The organism is Bremerella cremea (genome assembly GCF_039541315.1).
Lineage (GTDB): Bacteria > Planctomycetota > Planctomycetia > Pirellulales > Pirellulaceae > Bremerella > Bremerella cremea.
On the sequence record NZ_BAABFZ010000005.1, the window covers coordinates 124,836 to 143,415 of the forward strand.

An 18,580-nucleotide genomic window follows, 5' to 3' on the forward strand; every position below is an offset into this window, starting at 1 on the left:
GGCCCTGAATTTCGATGTTACCAGCGGAACCGAGCGAGCTAAGCGATTGTTCCCAGGTCTTTCAGCGGGCCACTACTGTCACCGAAGGCCTCGATGTCGACGCCCATCCGCTGTAGCATGGCGTGGTAAAGGTTGCACAGCGGGACCATCCCTTCCGCCGGCAGATGCCGACCAGTGTCGAGCGTCTTTCCGCCTCGACCGCCAAGCAAGATTGGAAGATTGTCAGGATCATGTCGGTTGCCATCCGACATGCTCGAACCAAACAGGATCATGCAGTTGTCCAGCAGCGTACCGTCCCCTTCTTGAATCGAGGCCAGCTTGCCGAGCATGCGAGCATATTGCTCGACGTGCCAGCGATTGATCCGTTGATACTGTTCGATTTTCTCAGCCTTATTTTCATGGTGGGACAACTCGTGATGCCCACCCTTCACGCCGTCGACGAACGAAAAGTTTCGACCAGAGACGTCGTTGGCGAACATCATCGTAGCAACCCGGGTCGAATCGGTCTGGAATGCCAAGACGATCAGATCGAGCATGATCGAAATATGATCGGCGAAGTTGCCAGGCACGCCAGGGGAACCAGACGCGATGACATGGTCAGCCACATCTGGCTGCCAATCGCCGTTCTCGCCCTTCACCGCGAACTCGATTCGCTTTTCAACGGCACGTACCGAGTCCAAGTATTCGTCCATCTTGAACTGATCGTCGCGGCCCAATTTGGGACGCAGCTTCTTGGCATCGTCCAGCACGAAGTCGAGCAGGTTCTTGTACGATTCTGCCTTTTCCGATTCCGGAGATAGCTTCTTGCCAAATAATCGTTCGTAAACAAGTCGCGGGTTGATTTCTTTGGCCACCGGTCTCGTTGGCGACTGCCACGAGATATGCGAACCGTAGAGCCGCGTGTACCCGACATTGCTGTCGATGCCGCTGATGACCGGTTCGGTACCGAGTTCCAGCGACGGAAGCGGCGTCGCACTTCCCACGTGCTGAGCCATCAACTGATCGACCGAAATGCCGCCGCTGCTGATGTCTTTGCCGGTGGTCTTGGTAACCGGCATACCGGTCAGGAAGTTGGCCGTCTTGGCGTAGTGACCATCGCCGCCGTGACTGTTCTTTTTGTCCAAACCAGTCAGCACCAGCACTTCGCTGCGGAGGTCGGTTAGCGGCGTCAGGCTCGCTGGCATTTCGTAGTCGGCGCCGGCCTGCTTCGGTACCCAATCCTTTTCCCAAACACCGTTGGGGAAGTAGAGGAACGCCGAGCGAACCGGTGGCTTGCCCGTGTCGGCGGCCTCGGCCACGCGTGGTGCCAAGGAAGCCATCCACGGCAAGCTGAGGGCAACTCCGCAACCGCCGAGGAAATTACGACGCGAGATGGTTCGAGACTTCATGGTGTGCCTGTGGATCTACGGGTGGGGTTGAGAAGGCGGAACGAAGCGAGCCAGTCTTACGGCTTCGACTTGAAGTAGCGATGTTGAAACGGATACGACAAGGCGATCTCTTCGATCAACACGGCCGACTTCAGATCGTTTTCGCGAAGTCGCTTCAGGCATTGATCAACAATACAATTATCGAACTTGTTCAGTTGGCGGCCCAGGGCGAATCCGAGTAGCTTCTTGACAAAGTGCTTCTGGAACTCGCCGCTACGCTTCAAAAGAATCACCTTCAGTTCCGCTGGACCGCTGAACTTATCTCCCGAAGGTAGCGCTCCTGCGGAGTCGATCGGCTGGCCGTTGTCGAGATCGCGCCAGCGGCCAATCCCGTCAAAGTTCTCGAGCCCGAATCCGAGTGGATCCATACGGTTATGGCAACTGGCACACTCCGCCTTCTTGCGATGAATTTCGAGCCGCTCGCGAAGGGTCGTTGCTTTGCCGCTTTCATGTTCCTCTTCCAGTGCCGGAACATTCGGTGGCGGTGGAGGCACACGCGAGCCAAGCACTTCTTCCAGGATCCAACGTCCCCGCAAAACGGGGCTCGTGCGGCGAGGATACGACGTGGTGGTCAGGACACTTGCCATCGTCAGCACACCGCCGCGTTGGCGATCGTCGAGGTTGACTTGTTGCCATGTCGCTTCCTCGGGCAAATCGATTCCGTAATGCCGAGCCAGCGTTGTATCGGCATAGATGTAGTCGGCATCAATCAGGTCGGTCAGCGGTGCGTCGTTCTGGAAGACGCCAGCGACCGTGCGAATCGCTTCTTCACGCATACCGTGCATCAACTGATCGTTGTACTCGGGAAAGACCTCGCCATCGGGGCGCGGGCCATTGCCGAATTCCTTTAAGCCGAGCCACTGCAAACCGAAGTTTTCGCCCAGAGCTCGCGAACGAGGATCGGCCAGCATTCGGCGGACTTCACCTCGAAGGACCTCCTCTTCGTATAGCGACTGATTGTCCGCCATTTGCATGAGCCGTTCATCAGGAATCGACGACCAGATGAGCAGTGCCAACCGGGTTGCCAGTTGATGCGGCGTGATTCGCTGAACTCCCCCTTCATGCTCCGATTCAACGACAAACAGAAAGTGAGGCGAGATCAGAACCGCCTTCATCGGCTGACGAAGTGCGGCAAGGTAGTGCGGATGGCGGGCATAGGAACCGTCGTACAACGACATCAGTCGCTCGACTTCCGCATCATCGACCGGGCGACGCCAGGCACGACGGGCAAACTTGCTCAGCGTTTGCTTCGCGGCCTCACGGGCCTCCAGCTTCGATTCCGGATCGAGTTCTTTCGGGAGAACAGGGAGCAGGCCACTGCTCTTGGCCCCGGCGAGTTCATCCGGCAGGGCTGTTTCGATGACACGGTTAGCCGACATCAAATAGGCTTCCAGGTGAATCGGCGAAGTAAACAGAGAGTCGCCGACCGTGTCGAAACCTTCTCCGCCGGCACCATCCGATGGCGGAAGTTCGCTGTCGGACAGCTCGATGCCGACCAGGTCGCGGACCGAGTTGCGATATTCGGTGCGGGTCAATCGCCGGCTCATCACGTGACCGCGATACCAGCTTTGCGTTTCGTCCGAGGCCAACTGATTGCAGAGATCTTGCTTCGGTCGCGAATCCAACCAATGATTGAAGGCTCCCTTCTGCTGATCGTTGAGGCCTGGGCTACCCTCCGGCGGCATTTCATTCTGGCGAATGCGTCGCGCGACGCGGTCCCACATGTCGCCGGCCGATGCAGCTGACTCGCTGCTGGTAAATTTGGCGAGGTCTAGGCTTCCTTCCGATTCGGCGCCGTCGTGGCATTCGATGCACCGCGACTTGATCACCGGAAGAATATCTTTGGTGTAACGGTCTCCCCACGCCTTCAACTCAGGCGTCAGTTCTTCCGCCGACAATGCATGTGCGAATCCGATCGCCAGCAGCACGGCCAGCGCAAGGAAACATGATCGACGAAGGGGAGCAAGGCGGCCAACCAGGCGAAGTCGATGCCTAGTCAGACCCGATAAATCTCGGTGCCAGATTCGCATATAGCAACAGGAAGGTGGAAGGAACGCGCTGGAGGGAGGATTGTGTGGAAGGATCCACGATGGTGGACTTCAGGTCGAACCCACGCGCTACGACTTCGACCGTGCTCTCATCTTACCATAGGAAGGGAAATCGTAGTGGGGTTTATTGCCAGTTCCAAGATCAGATTTCACCAACCGTGCCTCCCCACACAGCAACACCGCTAACCCTTGACTCATAAAAGACTTACATCGCCCCACAGGCCAACCAATGGGTTATTGAGACAACGACCTCGACTCAATTAGTCGCACTGGCTGGGAGTAATATCGGGCGTGAATTTCTTCGAGCTCGGTCAATCCGTTGTTCGGCCAGCTGCTGTAAGGCGGCGCTACGTTGGCTCGTAATCACTCCTGTTCGGCACAGAATCGATTTCGCGGCGCCTTTCGCCTTGCCACTTTTGATCGACTCGAGCAATGGTTTCAATCCTTCGTCAGCCGGCAGTCCCAGCCGCTCGTAAGCCTGATCGATGATCTCTAGCAATTTCGCTCCGTCGCGCGGTAATGTTTCCTGCAATTCCAGGAAACGAGCACAGGTTCGCGCTGCGATCCAGGCCGCTAGCGGCCCCGCCTGGCTGACTTCGCTGAAGACCTCGGCCACGCGATTCAGCTTCATCCAGCCCCCTGCCATGACATCGCCCCAAGCTTCGACAAGCAATTCAACGTCGCAGCGATCGGTCTGAGATAATTCAATCCAGGCCTCGATCGCCATCCCTTTCGCATTGCCATCTTTGCTGACTGTCGCAATCCACATCGCCCTCGCCGCCATAATCGTCATCGGACAATCGAGCTCCAGCAATGGCAACAAGTATTGGGCGTACCTCTCTTCAACGCTGGCCCCGCTGTCGACCCGCCGCGACAAGCTGACCGACGCCAACGACCAGTACCAGTCGAGCTTCATCGGCCACTGCGTTGCCAGGTAAGGGTAGAGATACGGAGGTGCGAATGCACAGCGAACGCCATGAAGTTGAGCTGTCAGAAAACCCAGGTCGTGATCCAGTTTCTCCTCGGCCTGGCCGAGCGCAATCAGTTTCAGCACATTGTCGGGCGATGTGAGCGATGCGCCGTTGAGCTCTTCCTTCATCTGCTCGACCTCGGCCTTGAGAGGATCGCGGTCGGCAGGTGCCATCGGTTCGCTATCGACAATCGGAAAATGTCGCGGGCCCTTCGTTTCTGGAAGTGACCGCCAATAATAGTTCGAGGGCTTCAAGACGTCGGGCTTACGCCATAGCTCTTCCGGTATCTGGGCCATCTCCTCTTCGGGTAGATGCTTTGCGAGATCGATCCATGGATCCCGCGACCGAATCGCCGTAATCCAGACTTGGATCGGCCACTGGTCATCCAACTGCAGATGGTCGGTCGACTCGATGGGCTCCAAGGCGACACGCACCAATTTATGCATCGCGGGCGACAAGGTCAGTGTCCCCTCTGCGACTAGATTCCAGGCTTCCTCCCTCCGATCTGGAGTAAGCCGCAACAAGCTGCGGACCAGGTCGCATTCTAAAAGATCGACCTTTGATACTCCCAATTCGTGCAATCGCTTGACCCAAACTCGCGGATCAATCCAACCACCTCGGTGCGTCGGAGCGGAAACAATCGGATAGGCAGTTTTCTTTTTCAGTCGATCGGCCAACTGCCACATGAAATCGCCCGGTGGGAAGCGTGACGGCTTCAATAAGTCTTCGAAGAAGCCGGTCGATCCAAGCCACGCGCCAATGCAGCGAGCCATTGGCTCGCTGAGCACGGCGCCGACAATCCCGCGCATTGGCCGCCCCATAATTTCCTGGCACACTCGAGTCTTGAGTGACTTGGTCAGGGTGGCAAAATGCTTAGGACGTTCCAGGTAAAGCCGCGTGATGCCGTCAAGGATTCGTTCCGGCGTGTCGGGGCATTCACATGCTTCCACCGCTGCGGATGTTACCTGAACGAGTTCTTCCACTGTTTCGATGGGCTGCAATGGTTCGTAGACATCCAGGACGCAAAGGTCACATGCCTTCCAATTTCCGGCAGTTGGAAGCTCTCCAGAAACCAGCGCTTTCAACGCTGTGGCAACTTGGAACCTCTCGGAAACTGCGGGAGGAAGCTCCGCGGCACTTGCCTCAAGATCTTCGCTGCTGCTGGCATCGAACGTCGAAAGATCCTCATCCATCGGCGATTCACTTGACCCAGGGACGACGGTCTCCAGCCGCGAACGTAGCGTCGGAGCGACGGTTTCCAGGTGGAGCTGAATGGATTCGATTGCATCGACATCAGATGCCTCGATGTGCACAGCGAGCTGTTCGATGGCATCCTCTTGCACCTCCTTCGCCGGATGTGCCAGGGCGAATGCCAGTCCCCGCACCGCATCGCCACGAATTGCCGAGTCTTTTGCCAGCCGCCCGAGCAGTGAGATCGCTTTCCGGGCATGACTTTTTGGCTTGTGATTGAAGAGATGAGGCAGCGCGACCACAACCTCTGTTCCGTTTAACTTGCCCGCTTTTTCGACGATCAGCAACTGATCGAGTCCAAAGCCTGCGATCGGTCCTTGGGCATCGGCCAGCAAGGCAATCCAATCAGGTTGCATGGCGACGACAATCTTTTTCGTTGCAGCCCCTGGTTTGCCGAGGGCCGCCTTCGCCAAGACGATACAGCCGTTGCGTTCGGTTTGATTGTGCGGCTCCGATAGCTCGGCAAGTGCGACTTCGACAAACCGCTGAACATCGAGTAAGCCTGCCTGAGCCATCCATTGAATCGGTGGTACCCACTCTTTCGGCAGAATCATCTGCATCGTGTTTTTGACGACTTCGTATACCGGCTCGATCGCTTCGGGATACGCCACCAAGAACTGCTGAGTCGCCTCGGGCTCATCTTTGTAAGCCGTGGGAATCCAAAATTTCGGCAGTCGCTCTTCCAGTTGAAACGACTCGTTAATTTTCAAGAGTCCGCGCTGATAGAGCAGTACCCAGAACACACCGGGCCAGTTGTAAGCATCACGGTTTGCCAGTTTCGGAAAGTGGGTTTCCAGCCACTGGTTTATCCAGGGAGGATCCCGATTGGCCATGATCTGCGCGCATTCGGCCTCGCGGCTCGGCACACATGGACACAGGCTATTGTCGCCTTCGTCGACAACCCCATACCAGGCCAGCCAGCCGACATAGAACAAGTCGCTGTGATAGCGCGGCGACAAATCGTTGATGTCGGCCAGGTTGTACTTCTTGCGTTTCTCAACGACCTCTTCGCTATCCTTCTTCAAATCAGGATGGACGCCCCGGGTCACATGGCGGTCGATCCCCAGAGCCAGCCAGAAAGCCTTCAGCGGACGAACGGTGGCAGCCCGCTCCTCTTCGGTGGCGGTCGACAACACCTCAACTACTTTCGCTGAATCGTTCGCAAGAATCGCTGCTTCGAGTGCCTCAATCATTTTTGGTGCTTTCCCTGCGCCACGATGCGTGCCGCCAAAACATGCTTACAAGGACCACGCTCACCCTGGTGCCGACTGAACCAGGGACAAGTACACGAGTCGGCCTCGGAACCGAGACGAACAAAATAAGCGACTTCGCCACTGCGAACTTCCATCGCCTGCGAGTCGCTACGATCGCTCGCCGGCAGCTGAATCTGGCGAACGGCGTTTTCTTCGACCAGCTTTCTGGCGCCGCGCAAGCGAGGTTGATCGGTCTCGACCTTCCGCAGATTCAGGGGCAAGCGTCGTTGGAAATAGTAACCTGTTGCCACGTCGAACCCTGCCAGCCCGCTGGTAGCCAGACCTGCCAGTGCGGCCCTGGCGTCCGCAACGCTCCATCCAAGTGCGACCGCAATTTCGGCAGGATCGATTGTTTCCCTAGGTGGCCGTCGTACTGAATTGGACTGTTCCCCTACAAGCCAATCTTCCAGATCGTCGACTCGCTCTTCCCACGAACCTGTGGCGAGTGTCGACAACACTTGTCCCTCGCCAGAGAATCCCCGGTAAAGCTCTGGCGAAACCACCAACCAATAGCGGAGCGATTCCGATTCGGCCATCCAGCCATGGACGCCTGACTCGGGATCACTGTAGAGTTGAACGTCGCGTACCAGCGGCAAGATCGAACGGAGCGAATCGAGTCGGTTCAGTCCACCGACCGGGATCGCCCCTGGCGACATTCTGGGGGAGAGCCGGGGCCGCCCTGCTTGTACGACGAGGTAGTTCGATTGTCCTCGACTTCGACCGGCGCTACTCCTCGCGGTTCCGCTACCCGCCTGTTGCAATAGCGGCATCAACAACCCCGGCGAGAAACGGTGAACGAGTTTCAGCTTGGACTGGTAGACCTGGACTTCGCACAAACCTTTGACCCAACGTTTGGGCAGGGCTACCTTCTTCTCGAAGACCTGGGCGCCGGTATGTTCGAGTGCGATCCCTTCTTTGGAGATGTCGAGTGATACGTTTGTATCGCGGCCAATTCGATCGAGATGCTGAATCATCTCGCCATTGAAGTCGACGTTGGTTGTTCCCCACCGCATCTCTTCGGTCTCCAGCGCTTCACGGTCGATGTCGAGCCGTACGTAAACGCCACAGCAGCCACTGAACCCTTCAAACCGAACGACGCTCGGACTGGTGGTCGCAATCGGATCGAGTTGCGGTGGCCGCGCATCGAAGTAATGCGTTCGCACGACACGGCTCAGTGCTCGCAGCATCCTGGCTGTTTGGCGAGGGTAAACAAGCTGGCTGCGGAGAAAGGGTCCCGCTTGTTGGCTTTCCGCCCGATTCCGTGAGGTTCCGTGCTGGTCGCAAGCTGCCAGTTGAATGCCTCGTTCGCAAACGGCCGAGGCGAATGAATACTGGTAGCCAAGCTGTTCTAGCTTCGTGCTCATAGCGGCAAGCAATTCGTCCGCACGTTGAATTGGAGGTTTATTTACGAGGAGTTCATAGGCGTCGGCAAAGCGGTGTCCCCGTTGTATCAACTCCAATCGTAGCAGACCACAAAATTCACTATTGCCCTGGGAACTTAACTTTCGGCAGATGCTGTGCTGAAAGGGCTTCGGGTCTTGTTACTGAATTTCAGAACAGCCACACAACTCCTGATTCCAACTCATCTCATTTGGAGGACATCTCGGTGACTTTGAAGCGAACTGACACGGCGTTATTGCACGTCTTGTCGATCTGAGAAGCAGCTAAGTCGCCGACTATTTGGCGTGGCGTGTTCCTGGCAGCACGCCGCAGTGAACCAGCGTCGGCGCGATCGGTCCTGGTGTCAGCCCGGCTGCTTCCAGCATTCCGCGATACTCGGCCGCGCTATAGGCTCGTCCTTCCGTGAAGGAGAACAGCGACGCCGAATACAACGCGATTGGCAGCGGTCCGTCGAGCGCGTCGTTCAAGAAGACATCGTGAATCAGCAGTCGGCCGCCTTCAGGCAATGCTGCAGCACACTTGTCGACCAGTTGCTGGCATTCCGCTTCGTCCCAGTCGTGCAAAATGTTCGAGAGCAGAATTGTATCGGCTTCGACAGGAAACGGGTCGGCAAACATATCGCCACGAACGAACTCACAGCGATCGGCCACGCCATACTCTTTCGCCATCTCTTCGGCGATATTCAGCACCATCGGTCGATCGAAGATGATCGCTCGCAGATGCGGATTCTTCTGAAGCATCACGTACGAATAGATCCCTGTCCCGCCACCGACATCTAACAGAACCGTGGCATCGTCCATCGCGACCGCTTCGGCCAGCGCTGGTGCGACATTCTTGGCACGGCCAGAGAGTGCCAAGGTGAAGTGCCTCGCGAGATCCTCCGCTTCCATCGCTGACTTGATGCCATCGCGATAGATGTACGCCGCGCCGCTGGCGTCTTCGCCATCACTACCCAGTGGACGATTCGACTTCAGCAGTTCGACCATCGTCAAGACGCCAGGCGTCTGGGCTGCCAGCCCCAAATAATTTCCGCAATCGAACGTCTTGCCTGGTACCAGGTGCTCGCTGGCCATATCGGTAAGGGCCAGCTTTCCGTCGGATTCGGCAATCAGCCCCATCGCTCGCAGGGCCGTGATCAGCACGACGGCCGGACGCTTCTCGAGCTGCAGCTCTTTCCGCAGCGCATCGAAAGTCATCGGCGTCTTCTCTAAACGGCCAAACAGGTCGAAGTGAGCCACCGCCGCAGTCAGCAGTTCCGAACCATGCATCCCCCGAAAATACTCGAAGATTGGCGTCGGATCGGTGGTGGGCTGCTGGATGCCAGTGCTGTTCTGGGTTGTTTTTTGCATGAGCTGTCGCCTGAGATCTGTTTTTTTGAGGTGGTGCTATCGAAAGCCCGCCTGACCGTCGATTGCCACCCGACCGACCTGAAAATCATCGCCCGGGTAATTTGCGCACATAAGCATGCCATTTTTCGGCAACCTATCCCAGCGGGTCCTGTTAGTTTCGTGTAAGTCGTTGATCCCATTCAATCCCCACGTCCCGGACCGACGTCGCTACGCCATCGGTAGCACCTGCATTTCATAATGCGGATTCGGTCCACAGATTTCGTCCAACACGACACACACCATCGACGCATTTGATTCCGAATTATCCATTTTCATTCTCCGGAAACCATTGCAGAAGGTTGAAACCACATGAAAAGGAACGGCTTCACGCTCGTTGAATTGTTGGTGGTCATTGCCATCATCGGCGTTCTGATCGCATTGTTATTGCCAGCGGTGCAGCAAGCTCGCGAAGCGGCTCGACGCATTCAGTGCACCAACAATTTGAAGCAGTTGAGTCTCTCGCTGCACAACTATCACGATACGGTCGGAACGTTTCCGCCAGGTTGGATCTACTTTCAGGAAGGGCGCGGAGCGAACACCCTGGGTCGTGCCTCGTGGGGATGGGGAAGTTTCCTGTTGCCTTACATCGAACAAAATGCCCTCTACGACCAACTTCAGGTCGGGACCGTCGGCCTCGGTGTCGCGAACTTCGATCTAACACAAACGCTGCTGCCAGCGTACGTCTGCCCTTCTGACAATCCGGATCCGATCGTCGTCAACGGTGGCTTCCGCTTCGGGGCCTCCAACTACAGTGGCGTTCTCGGACGATACGACACGGCTCAATCAGGAGCTGCCTGGTCGCCAGCGCTTTCGAGTTCCTCGAACCCTTTCTACGGCCGAACCGACTCCCAGATGGCGACCTATCAGTTTGAAGGGGTCCTTGGCCCAGGCCGTGGCATTCGCTTTGCCGACATTACCGACGGAACGAGCAACACGCTGGCAATCGGCGAGAAGAGTCAGCTTCATGGTAACCAGATGGGCGTCTGGGCAGGAACACGACTCGACAAGTGTGCCAACTGCTCGACCGGAGCGGTCTTTGCAATCACCGGCGTGGTCGATTTCGCGATCAACGAAGATGGCGGCAACAATGGTTTCCAGGAAGAACGTGTCTTCACGAGTCGCCACCCGGGCGGAGCGATCTTCGCGTTGTCGGATGGCTCGACGACGTTTCTGCCCGAGACGATCGACATGACCACCTACCTGCGACTCGGCCAGCGCAACGATGGCCAGGTCGTCGGAAACTATTAGGCCATAAACCGTAGCGACGTCATCCTTTGTCTACTCATTCTTCGATTCAGGTGAATTCTATGTCTTCACGTTCGTTGTTCGCGTCCGCCGTTGCCTTGGCCTTGCTTGCGGCAACTGGTTGCAGTCCCACTGCAAAAACGCAGAAGCTGATCCCAGTCTCAGGCTCCGTCAAGGTAAACGGCTCGCCCGTCTCAGGCTTGAAGGTGTACTTTGAACCGACCGAAGGACGTCGTTCTTCCGGCCTGACCGATGCCAGCGGAAACTATCAGATGATGTTCTCCGACTCCGCCCTCGGAGCAACGGAAGGCCCAAATCAGGTACGCATCGTATGGAGTGGCGAAGATCCAAATGAAGACGAGTTCGCCGCTCCCGCCTCGGTCGACCTGACCTCTGGCACGGCACTGGTGATTCCGTCGCGTTACAACGCACGGACGCAACTCAATGCCGACGTGAGCGAGCAGAATAATCATTTCGACTTCGATTTAAAGATGTAGCAGCGTCTCACCTTACTCGTTTGCCTACATGAAAGTTGTCCGCATGAAATCTCCCATTAACACGTCCTGGGTCATTGGCATCGTGCTGCTTGTTGGAGCGACACTCGGCTTCAGCCAGGATCGTCCGTCGACAACTCCCCTTCCTGGGACCAGCTTCGAGTCAATGGCGGCTGGTTCGCTGCGACGTGCCAGCGACCCTTCTGGAATGTGGACGGCCGACGCAGGCCATGCGGAAATCACTCGGGCACACCATCGTTCGGGCCAGCAGTCCTTGCATTTGATCGGAGGGTCGATGCGCGAGATCCTCTGGACGCCAGGGCCTATTTCTGGCGGTGTTGACCGCTTGGATCTCTGGTTCGAGCGATGGACTTCCCGGCCGCCGTTCGACTTTGTAATTGAAGAGAAGGTTGGCGACACGTGGAAGACGCTCTATCACGATAAGGGCAAAGCCGAGGTCGGTACCTTCCGGCATCACCTTTCGTTGCCGCTCCAAGGCAATCTCCCTCAGCAAATTCGCTTTCGCAGTACCTCTCCGCCGGGAAGTGGTGTGCTGATCGATGACGTCTCGCTCGTTCGCAACGCCCCGATGGTAGTGAAGAACGTTTCGGTCGACTATCCCATCGTGCCGGTCCTTACCGGAAGTCGATACAACGCTGTTGCGGAAGTCACCATTGAGACGGAAGGCAATCTCGAACCTTTAAGCCTCCAGCAAATCGAACTCCAACTCGGCGGAACCATTGCGGCGGATCAAATCGAGTCCATGGAGATATTCTCTCTGACAGGCAGCGCCCCGCCAACTTGGAATCGCCCTGAAAGCGTAGCAACAGGATTACAAGCATTCGCCGATCCGCTGCAGGCATCTGGAGAGCTTCGATTTACTGGAACGTTGCCACTTCAGCCGGGAGCAAACAGCGTTTATGCCTCGCTTAAGCTGAAGCAGTACGCCGATCCTTCGCACACCGTGATGCTCGAATGTAAAGCCATCCAGGTTGCCGGCAAGTCGTATGAAGCATCTCCCGAAAGATCGCCAACTCCCTTGCGGATTGGCTGTGCGATCCGCCAATCACAAGATGACGACGTCCACACGTTTCGGATCCCAGGACTGGTAACCACGAATAACGGAACGCTAATCGCCGTATACGATATTCGCCGCAGCAATGGCGGCGACCTGCCTGGCAATATCGACGTCGGCATGTCGCGGAGTACCGACGGAGGCAAGTCCTGGGAGCCGATGCAAGTCATCCTCGATATGGGTGAGAATCCGAAGTGGCGGTACGACGGCGTCGGAGATCCAGCCGTACTGGTCGATCGCAATACCGGCACCATCTGGGTCGCGGGGCTCTGGAGCCATGGAAATCGGGCCTGGCATGGCTCCGGCCCAGGGCTTACTCCGGACGAAACTGGCCAGATCGTTCTCTCGCGGTCCGATGACGACGGAAAGACCTGGTCGACGCCGATCAACATCACCTCGCAAGTCAAACGAAAAGAGTGGTGCTTGTTGCTGCAAGGTCCCGGCAAGGGAATCACGATGCAAGACGGTACGCTTGTCTTCGCAGCGCAGTTTCAAGACGCCACACGTCTGCCCCATTCGGCAATCATCTATTCGCAGGATCACGGCAAGACTTGGCAAAGCAGCACGGCGGCCTGGCCCGATACCACCGAGGCGCAGGTTATTGAAATCGCCCCTGGCGTGCTGATGCTCAACTGCCGCTATAACCGGGCCGGGGTGCGTGTCGTGATGACCACCACCGACATGGGCAAGACCTGGCAGGAACATTCCAGTTCGCAAAAGCTGCTGATTGAACCCGGTGCGTGCATGGCAAGCTTGATCAATGTCGCCTCCGAGACGACCGGTTCGCCGGGACCGTTAATGCTGTTCTCGAACCCGAACAGTCGAACAACACGCGAGCATATCACCATCAAAGGCTCGACCGACTCAGGAGCGAGTTGGCCGCAGGAGTTTCGCGTGCTTCTCGATGAAGGACGCGGGGCAGGTTACTCCTGCATGACGATGATCGATGACCACACCGTTGGCATTCTGTACGAAGGAAGCCGCTCGCTACTTACGTTCCAGCGAATTCCACTGCCAGAGATTGTTCCTCCGAAGAGGCCTGCCAACGTCATCCATGGCGATTGACAACCTGTCTGCGCTCCCGCGAAACAATCCCTATTTCTCGAACGTTTGAAGCCCACACCTTAGGAAGTTGCTCTCTCATGACCGATCGAATCCACGGCCTGGTTGCCGCGACTTATACGCCGTTTGATGCCAGCGGACGACTTGAAGTGACGCCCATTGACGCGATGGTCGAGTACCTGATTGCCAGTGGCATTCGCGGACTTTATGTCTGTGGAAGCACAGGGGAAGGAATGAGCCTGTCGACCGACGAACGCTGCCGTGTCGCGGAAGCTTATGTCCAAGCGGCGGCTGGACGCGTTCCAGTCTTTGTTCAAGTCGGACATAACAGCCTGACCGATGCCAAGATACTCGCGGCCCATGCCGAGTCGATTGGAGCCGATGCGGTATCCGCAACGTGCCCATCGTACTTCAAGATCGCCAGCACCGAGGGGCTGATCGAATGCATGCACGAGATTGCCTCTGCCGCACCAGGCTTGCCGTTCTATTACTATCACATCCCGGTCCTGACCGGTTCGACGGTCGACATCGTCGACTTTCTAAGACGAGCTGGGCAGGCCATCCCGAACCTGGCAGGCCTGAAGTATACCGATACCAAGCTGCACGAGTTCCAGCAGTGCTTGGAACTCGAAAATGGACGGTACGACGTGGTCTGGGGCTGCGACGAGATGATGCTTGGGGCGCTCGCTACTGGGTCCCGAGGTGCGATTGGCAGTACGTACAACATTGCCGCCCCTTTATACGGCCGAATGATCACCGCCTTTGAAGCTGGTGACATGCAGACAGCGCGGCAACTTCAAAGCCAGTCGATCGAAATGATTCGGGTCCTCGGACAGTTCCCTTTCCATTCCGCGATGAAAGAAGTCTTGCGGATGCTGGGCTTCGAGTTCGGGACCTGCCGCTTGCCTCAGCAGTCACTCACTAGCAACGAAGTCGCCAAGTTACGGGAAGATCTGGTCCAGCTTGATGTGCTGGCAGAATTGATTGCCCCGTAACGTTCACTTTCCTGCCACCCTTACTGAAGCCGATACCTGCTGACTCATGTTCCGCCCTTTCATCCTTACGATTGTCGCGCTCATCGGAATTGGTTCTGGCCAACGTCCGACTGCTGCCCAGTCGCTGCTTGAGTGGCAGGAACTTCCGGCACTTCCGAATGAACTCGGCGTTGCAGGTGCGTTCGCCGGAATTAGTCGTGATGCCCTAATTGTCGCCGGTGGTGCTAACTTTCCGCGACCTGTCTGGGAGACAGACAAGCAGTGGACCAAGACAATTCACGTACTGACCCGAACCGACAATCACTACGCCTGGCATGACGGTGGAGAACTGCCTAGGCCCATTGCCTATGGAGCAAGTGTCACAACACCGCATGGCGTTCTATGCATGGGTGGCTGCGACGCCGAACGCACCTACGCCGATGTCTTCTTGCTGCGGTGGATGGACGGCGGTATCGAATGTGTCGAGTGTGCTCCGCTACCTCATCCGGTTGCGTATGCCCAAGCCGTGGTCGTCGGCTCGAAGGTCTATCTAGCATGTGGTCAAACAGGCTTGGACCTTGCCAGCGCCACGAACGAGATGTGGGTCCTCGAAATGATGCCAAACGTTCCACCAACGGAGTGGAAGTGGAGCGAACTCGCTCCTTTGCCTGGCCTGGCTCGTGCCTTCAATCTGGTCGCGGCGCAGCACGACGGGTTTTATGACGGGATCTATGTGATCGGTGGCCGATCTGAAGTCGGAAACGAAACGAAGTTTCTTGCAGATACTTGGGAATATCGCCCAACAACCGGCGACTGGGTCGAACGTCGGCATGCCCCTCGGGCAATGATGGCAGGCGAAGCAATCGGGATGGGTCAGAGCCACCTCTTGATTCTGGGAGCGGCTGATGACAGCCACTGGGAGAAGGCCGAGGAACTGAAAGACTGGCACCCTGGTTTCCCGAAAGAGGCTTGGGCCTATCACACGATTACCGATACCTGGACGCCCGCAGGAGAGACGCCTGAGAACCTGGTGACGACCTCGGCCGTTCGCTGGGATAACGCAGTCGTCATTCCCACTGGGGAAGTTCGACCAAGAGTCCGTTCGTCTAAGGTTTGGCAGGTAACCCTGGTCGCGACTTCGTCTGGCTTTGGGTGGATTAATTACGGCGTACTATTTTCCTATTTGTTGTCCATGGTCGGCATCGGTGTTTACTTTACTCGCAGGAATAAGAATACCGACGACTACTTTCGCGGTGGCAAACAAATACCGTGGTGGGCCGCTGGCTGCAGCATCTTCGCCACGATGCTCAGTTCGCTGACCTTTACCGGACTTCCCTCGAAAGCCTTCGCTCAGGATTGGGTCTATGCGATTGGCAACTTAACGATACCGTTCGTTGCTATTCTCGCAGTCTACGTCGCCCTTCCCTTCTACCGACGCATTGATGCGACAAGCGCGTACGAATACCTGCAGATGCGATTCGGTCGCTCGGTGCGGCTATTCGCGAGCATGAGCTTCGTACTCTTCCACCTGTTTCGGATGGCGGTTGTCATGTCGCTAACCGCGTTGGCTCTTGCGGTTGCTACACCACTGAGCCCGAGCCAGTCGGTGTTGCTGATGGGTGTGCTCAGTATTGCCTATTGCACGCTGGGCGGAATCGAGGCGGTGATTTGGACCGATACCATTCAAACGTTTGTCCTTCTCGGTGGTGCCGTCCTGGCGGTGGGATTGCTGCTGTTGGGGGTTGACGGAGGTATGAGTGGCTTCTGGGAAGTCACACAGCAATCGCAGAAATTCAATTATGCGAACTGGCATCACGACATCACCAGTGCCCAGGTCGCGTTGTGGGTGATTATCGCTGGTGCCGCAGGACAGAACGTTGCTTCGTACACGGCCGATCAGGCTGTCGTTCAGCGTTACGTTACGACCCCCACCGAGCAGCTTGCTGCCCGTTCGATCTGGTTGAGCGCACTACTGACGATCCCTGCGACGATCCTCTTCTTCCTGATAGGCACGGCGCTGTTCGCCTTTTATTCCAGCCATCCCGAGAAGCTCGATCCGACGATCACCACCGATCAGATTTTTCCGCTCTTTATCGCGCGTGAGATTCCGGTCGGGCTGGCCGGCTTGATTGTTGCTGGCGTGTTCGCCGCAGCCCAATCGACCGTGTCGACCAGTATGAATTCTTCGGCGACGACCATCATTGTTGACTTCCTGCGGCCGCTGGATCTTTGCACGACGGAAGTTGGCTATCTGCGGGCTGCTCGGGCCTGCACTTTGATCATTGGAACGGTCGGCACCATGCTTGGCCTGATGTTTGTCCATCCGGGTATTCGCTCGCTGTTCGACGCCTTCATCATGATTCTCGGTCTCTTCATGGGTATCCTGGGCGGGCTGTTTCTATTGGGTGCGCTCACGCGAAGGGCGAATCAGTGGGGTGCCATGGTCGGGGCCATCGCCGGGACACTGTCGATGCTGGTGATCTGGAGATACACACCGATGCATGGGTACTTCTATCCGGCTGCCAGTGTTTCTATCTGTTTCGTGATGGGCTACCTAGCTAGTTTCCTGAGGGGTGGTCAGCCGCGAGACCTGGCAGGCCTGACGATTTATGATTCAACCCCTACGCCGGCTCGTAATGAAAAGGTAACAGTCTAGTGGATGAAGCTCTGCGACAATCGCTTTTGACCACCTATCGCGACGGTCTTTTGAAAGACGTCCTTCCTTTTTGGACGCGGCATAGTATCGACCGCGAACATGGGGGCTTCATCACTTCACTAGATCGCGACGGCTCGATCGTCGATACCGACAAGGGAGTCTGGCAGCAAGGACGCTTCACTTGGCTCTTAGGCGAACTCTTCAATCGAGTCGAGCAGCGCCCCGAATGGTTAGAGCTGGCACAACATGGTCTGGCGTTCCTCGAACAGCATTGCTGCGATCCGGCCGACGGGCGCATGTGGTTCCACCTGACTCGCGAGGGTAAACCACTGCGGAAGCGCCGCTATGCGTTTTCGGAATCGTTTGCCGCAATTGCCTGCGGTGAACTTGCCAAGGCGACCGGCAATCAGGAGTATGCCGACCGAGCCAAGTTGCTCTTCGACCGTTTCGTGAATCATGTGGTCGAACCGAAGCTCACCGAAGTGCGCCCCACGCGCGGCATCGGTGTTCCCATGATTACCATCAACACAGGGCAGGAACTTCGCGAATCGATTGACCTGCCAGGGGCCAACGCTTGGATCGATCGAAGCATCGAGGCGATCGAAGCGTTTCATGTTCACGACGATTGTCACTGCGTGATGGAAACCGTTGGCCTCGACGGTCAGCGACTCGATCATTTCGACGGGCGCACCCTAAACCCAGGACATGCGATCGAAGGGGCCTGGTTCATCATGTGGGAAGGTCACCAGCGCGGCGACGCGCAACTCGTCTCTTTGGGGACGAAGATGCTCGATTACATGTGGCCGCGAGGCTGGGACGAGCAGTACGGAGGCATTCTCTATTTCGTCGATATCGATGGGAAGCCAGTCCAAGAGTACTGGCACGACATGAAGTTCTGGTGGCCACAGAACGAAACCATCATCGCCACTCTGCTTGCTTATCGGCTCACCGGAGACTTGCGTTATGCCCAGTGGCATCAAATGGTGCACGATTGGGCTTATACGCATTTTCCCGATCCCGAGTCGGGCGAATGGTTCGGCTATCTTCATCGCGATGGTCGGGTTAGCTCGACGCTCAAAGGTGGCCTTTGGAAGGGGCCATTTCATCTGCCAAGGATGCAACTGATGTGCTGGCAAATTATGGCGGATAGTCAGTTTCCGATTCATGAGTACATCTTGCCGTAGTTCATTCCCCCGCTTTGGAAGGATCTCGTTCCCTTGCCATGGGGAACTGGATTGGCTAATTTGAACCGACCTGGTGGAATCGTGTCTACAACAGACTCAACGCGTCGTCCAACCTCTGCCGACCGGCGACGCCGTTCGCCAGACAATGCGA

General features: G+C 56.8%; 11 protein-coding genes. 6 read left to right on the plus strand and 5 right to left on the minus strand.

Annotated elements, in window-relative coordinates; translation table 11 throughout:
• Positions 1-38 precede the first annotated feature (38 nt).
• The 5 genes from ABD890_RS17640 to ABD890_RS17660 all read right to left on the minus strand — a co-directional run bounded on the left by ABD890_RS17640 (position 39) and on the right by ABD890_RS17660 (position 9,700).
• Positions 39-1,388, minus strand: a complete 1,350-nt coding sequence (locus ABD890_RS17640; RefSeq protein WP_345092699.1) for a DUF1552 domain-containing protein — start codon at positions 1,386-1,388, stop codon at positions 39-41.
• A 56-nt stretch (positions 1,389-1,444) separates the two neighbouring features.
• On the minus strand, positions 1,445-3,355 hold the full coding sequence (locus ABD890_RS17645) for a DUF1592 domain-containing protein (protein ID WP_345092702.1): 1,911 nt from the start codon (positions 3,353-3,355) through the stop codon (positions 1,445-1,447).
• A gap of 376 nt (positions 3,356-3,731) precedes the next feature.
• A complete protein-coding gene (locus ABD890_RS17650) occupies positions 3,732-6,890 on the minus strand; it encodes a DUF7824 domain-containing protein (protein ID WP_345092706.1) in 3,159 nt (1,052 codons plus the stop codon).
• Positions 6,887-8,314 carry an SWIM zinc finger family protein gene (locus ABD890_RS17655; RefSeq protein WP_345092709.1) on the minus strand — a complete coding sequence of 476 codons (1,428 nt, stop codon included), beginning with the start codon at positions 8,312-8,314 and terminating at the stop codon, positions 6,887-6,889. Before ABD890_RS17655 ends, ABD890_RS17650 begins: the two co-directional genes overlap by 4 nt.
• A gap of 312 nt (positions 8,315-8,626) precedes the next feature.
• Positions 8,627-9,700 carry a methyltransferase gene (locus tag ABD890_RS17660; protein ID WP_345092712.1) on the minus strand — a complete coding sequence of 358 codons (1,074 nt, stop codon included), beginning with the start codon at positions 9,698-9,700 and terminating at the stop codon, positions 8,627-8,629.
• A gap of 348 nt (positions 9,701-10,048) precedes the next feature.
• Between ABD890_RS17660 and ABD890_RS17665 the strand changes: the two genes are divergently transcribed.
• The 6 genes from ABD890_RS17665 (at position 10,049) to ABD890_RS17690 (ending at position 18,429) form a co-directional block, all read left to right on the plus strand.
• Positions 10,049-10,987 carry a DUF1559 family PulG-like putative transporter gene (locus tag ABD890_RS17665; RefSeq protein ID WP_345092715.1) on the plus strand — a complete coding sequence of 313 codons (939 nt, stop codon included), beginning with the start codon at positions 10,049-10,051 and terminating at the stop codon, positions 10,985-10,987.
• A gap of 59 nt (positions 10,988-11,046) precedes the next feature.
• The gene (locus tag ABD890_RS17670; protein WP_345092718.1) at positions 11,047-11,481 is read left to right on the plus strand and encodes a hypothetical protein; all 435 of its coding nucleotides are present in this window, start codon (positions 11,047-11,049) and stop codon (positions 11,479-11,481) included.
• Between the two features lie 43 nt (positions 11,482-11,524).
• Positions 11,525-13,618 carry an exo-alpha-sialidase gene (locus ABD890_RS17675; protein ID WP_345092720.1) on the plus strand — a complete coding sequence of 698 codons (2,094 nt, stop codon included), beginning with the start codon at positions 11,525-11,527 and terminating at the stop codon, positions 13,616-13,618.
• A gap of 77 nt (positions 13,619-13,695) precedes the next feature.
• Positions 13,696-14,610: a dihydrodipicolinate synthase family protein gene (locus ABD890_RS17680; RefSeq protein ID WP_345092723.1), complete on the plus strand. Its 915-nt coding sequence runs from the start codon at positions 13,696-13,698 to the stop codon at positions 14,608-14,610.
• Between the two features lie 46 nt (positions 14,611-14,656).
• Entirely contained in the window at positions 14,657-17,245 is a 2,589-nt protein-coding gene (locus ABD890_RS17685) for a sodium:solute symporter family protein (RefSeq protein WP_345092726.1), read from the plus strand.
• Positions 17,245-18,429: an AGE family epimerase/isomerase gene (locus ABD890_RS17690; RefSeq protein WP_345092729.1), complete on the plus strand. Its 1,185-nt coding sequence runs from the start codon at positions 17,245-17,247 to the stop codon at positions 18,427-18,429. Before ABD890_RS17685 ends, ABD890_RS17690 begins: the two co-directional genes overlap by 1 nt.
• The last annotated feature ends 151 nt before the right edge of the window (positions 18,430-18,580 follow it).

Excerpts from the sequence above, each read along its gene's own strand:
- ABD890_RS17640 (WP_345092699.1), bottom strand. The coding sequence starts at position 1,388 with ATGAAGTCTCGAACCATCTCGCGTCGTAATTTCCTCGGCGGTTGCGGA.
- ABD890_RS17650 (WP_345092706.1), bottom strand. The coding sequence starts at position 6,890 with ATGATTGAGGCACTCGAAGCAGCGATTCTTGCGAACGATTCAGCGAAA.
- ABD890_RS17655 (WP_345092709.1), bottom strand. The coding sequence starts at position 8,314 with ATGAGCACGAAGCTAGAACAGCTTGGCTACCAGTATTCATTCGCCTCG.
- ABD890_RS17660 (WP_345092712.1), bottom strand. The coding sequence starts at position 9,700 with ATGCAAAAAACAACCCAGAACAGCACTGGCATCCAGCAGCCCACCACC.
- ABD890_RS17665 (WP_345092715.1), top strand. The coding sequence starts at position 10,049 with ATGAAAAGGAACGGCTTCACGCTCGTTGAATTGTTGGTGGTCATTGCC.
- ABD890_RS17670 (WP_345092718.1), top strand. The coding sequence starts at position 11,047 with ATGTCTTCACGTTCGTTGTTCGCGTCCGCCGTTGCCTTGGCCTTGCTT.
- ABD890_RS17675 (WP_345092720.1), top strand. The coding sequence starts at position 11,525 with ATGAAATCTCCCATTAACACGTCCTGGGTCATTGGCATCGTGCTGCTT.
- ABD890_RS17680 (WP_345092723.1), top strand. The coding sequence starts at position 13,696 with ATGACCGATCGAATCCACGGCCTGGTTGCCGCGACTTATACGCCGTTT.
- ABD890_RS17685 (WP_345092726.1), top strand. The coding sequence starts at position 14,657 with ATGTTCCGCCCTTTCATCCTTACGATTGTCGCGCTCATCGGAATTGGT.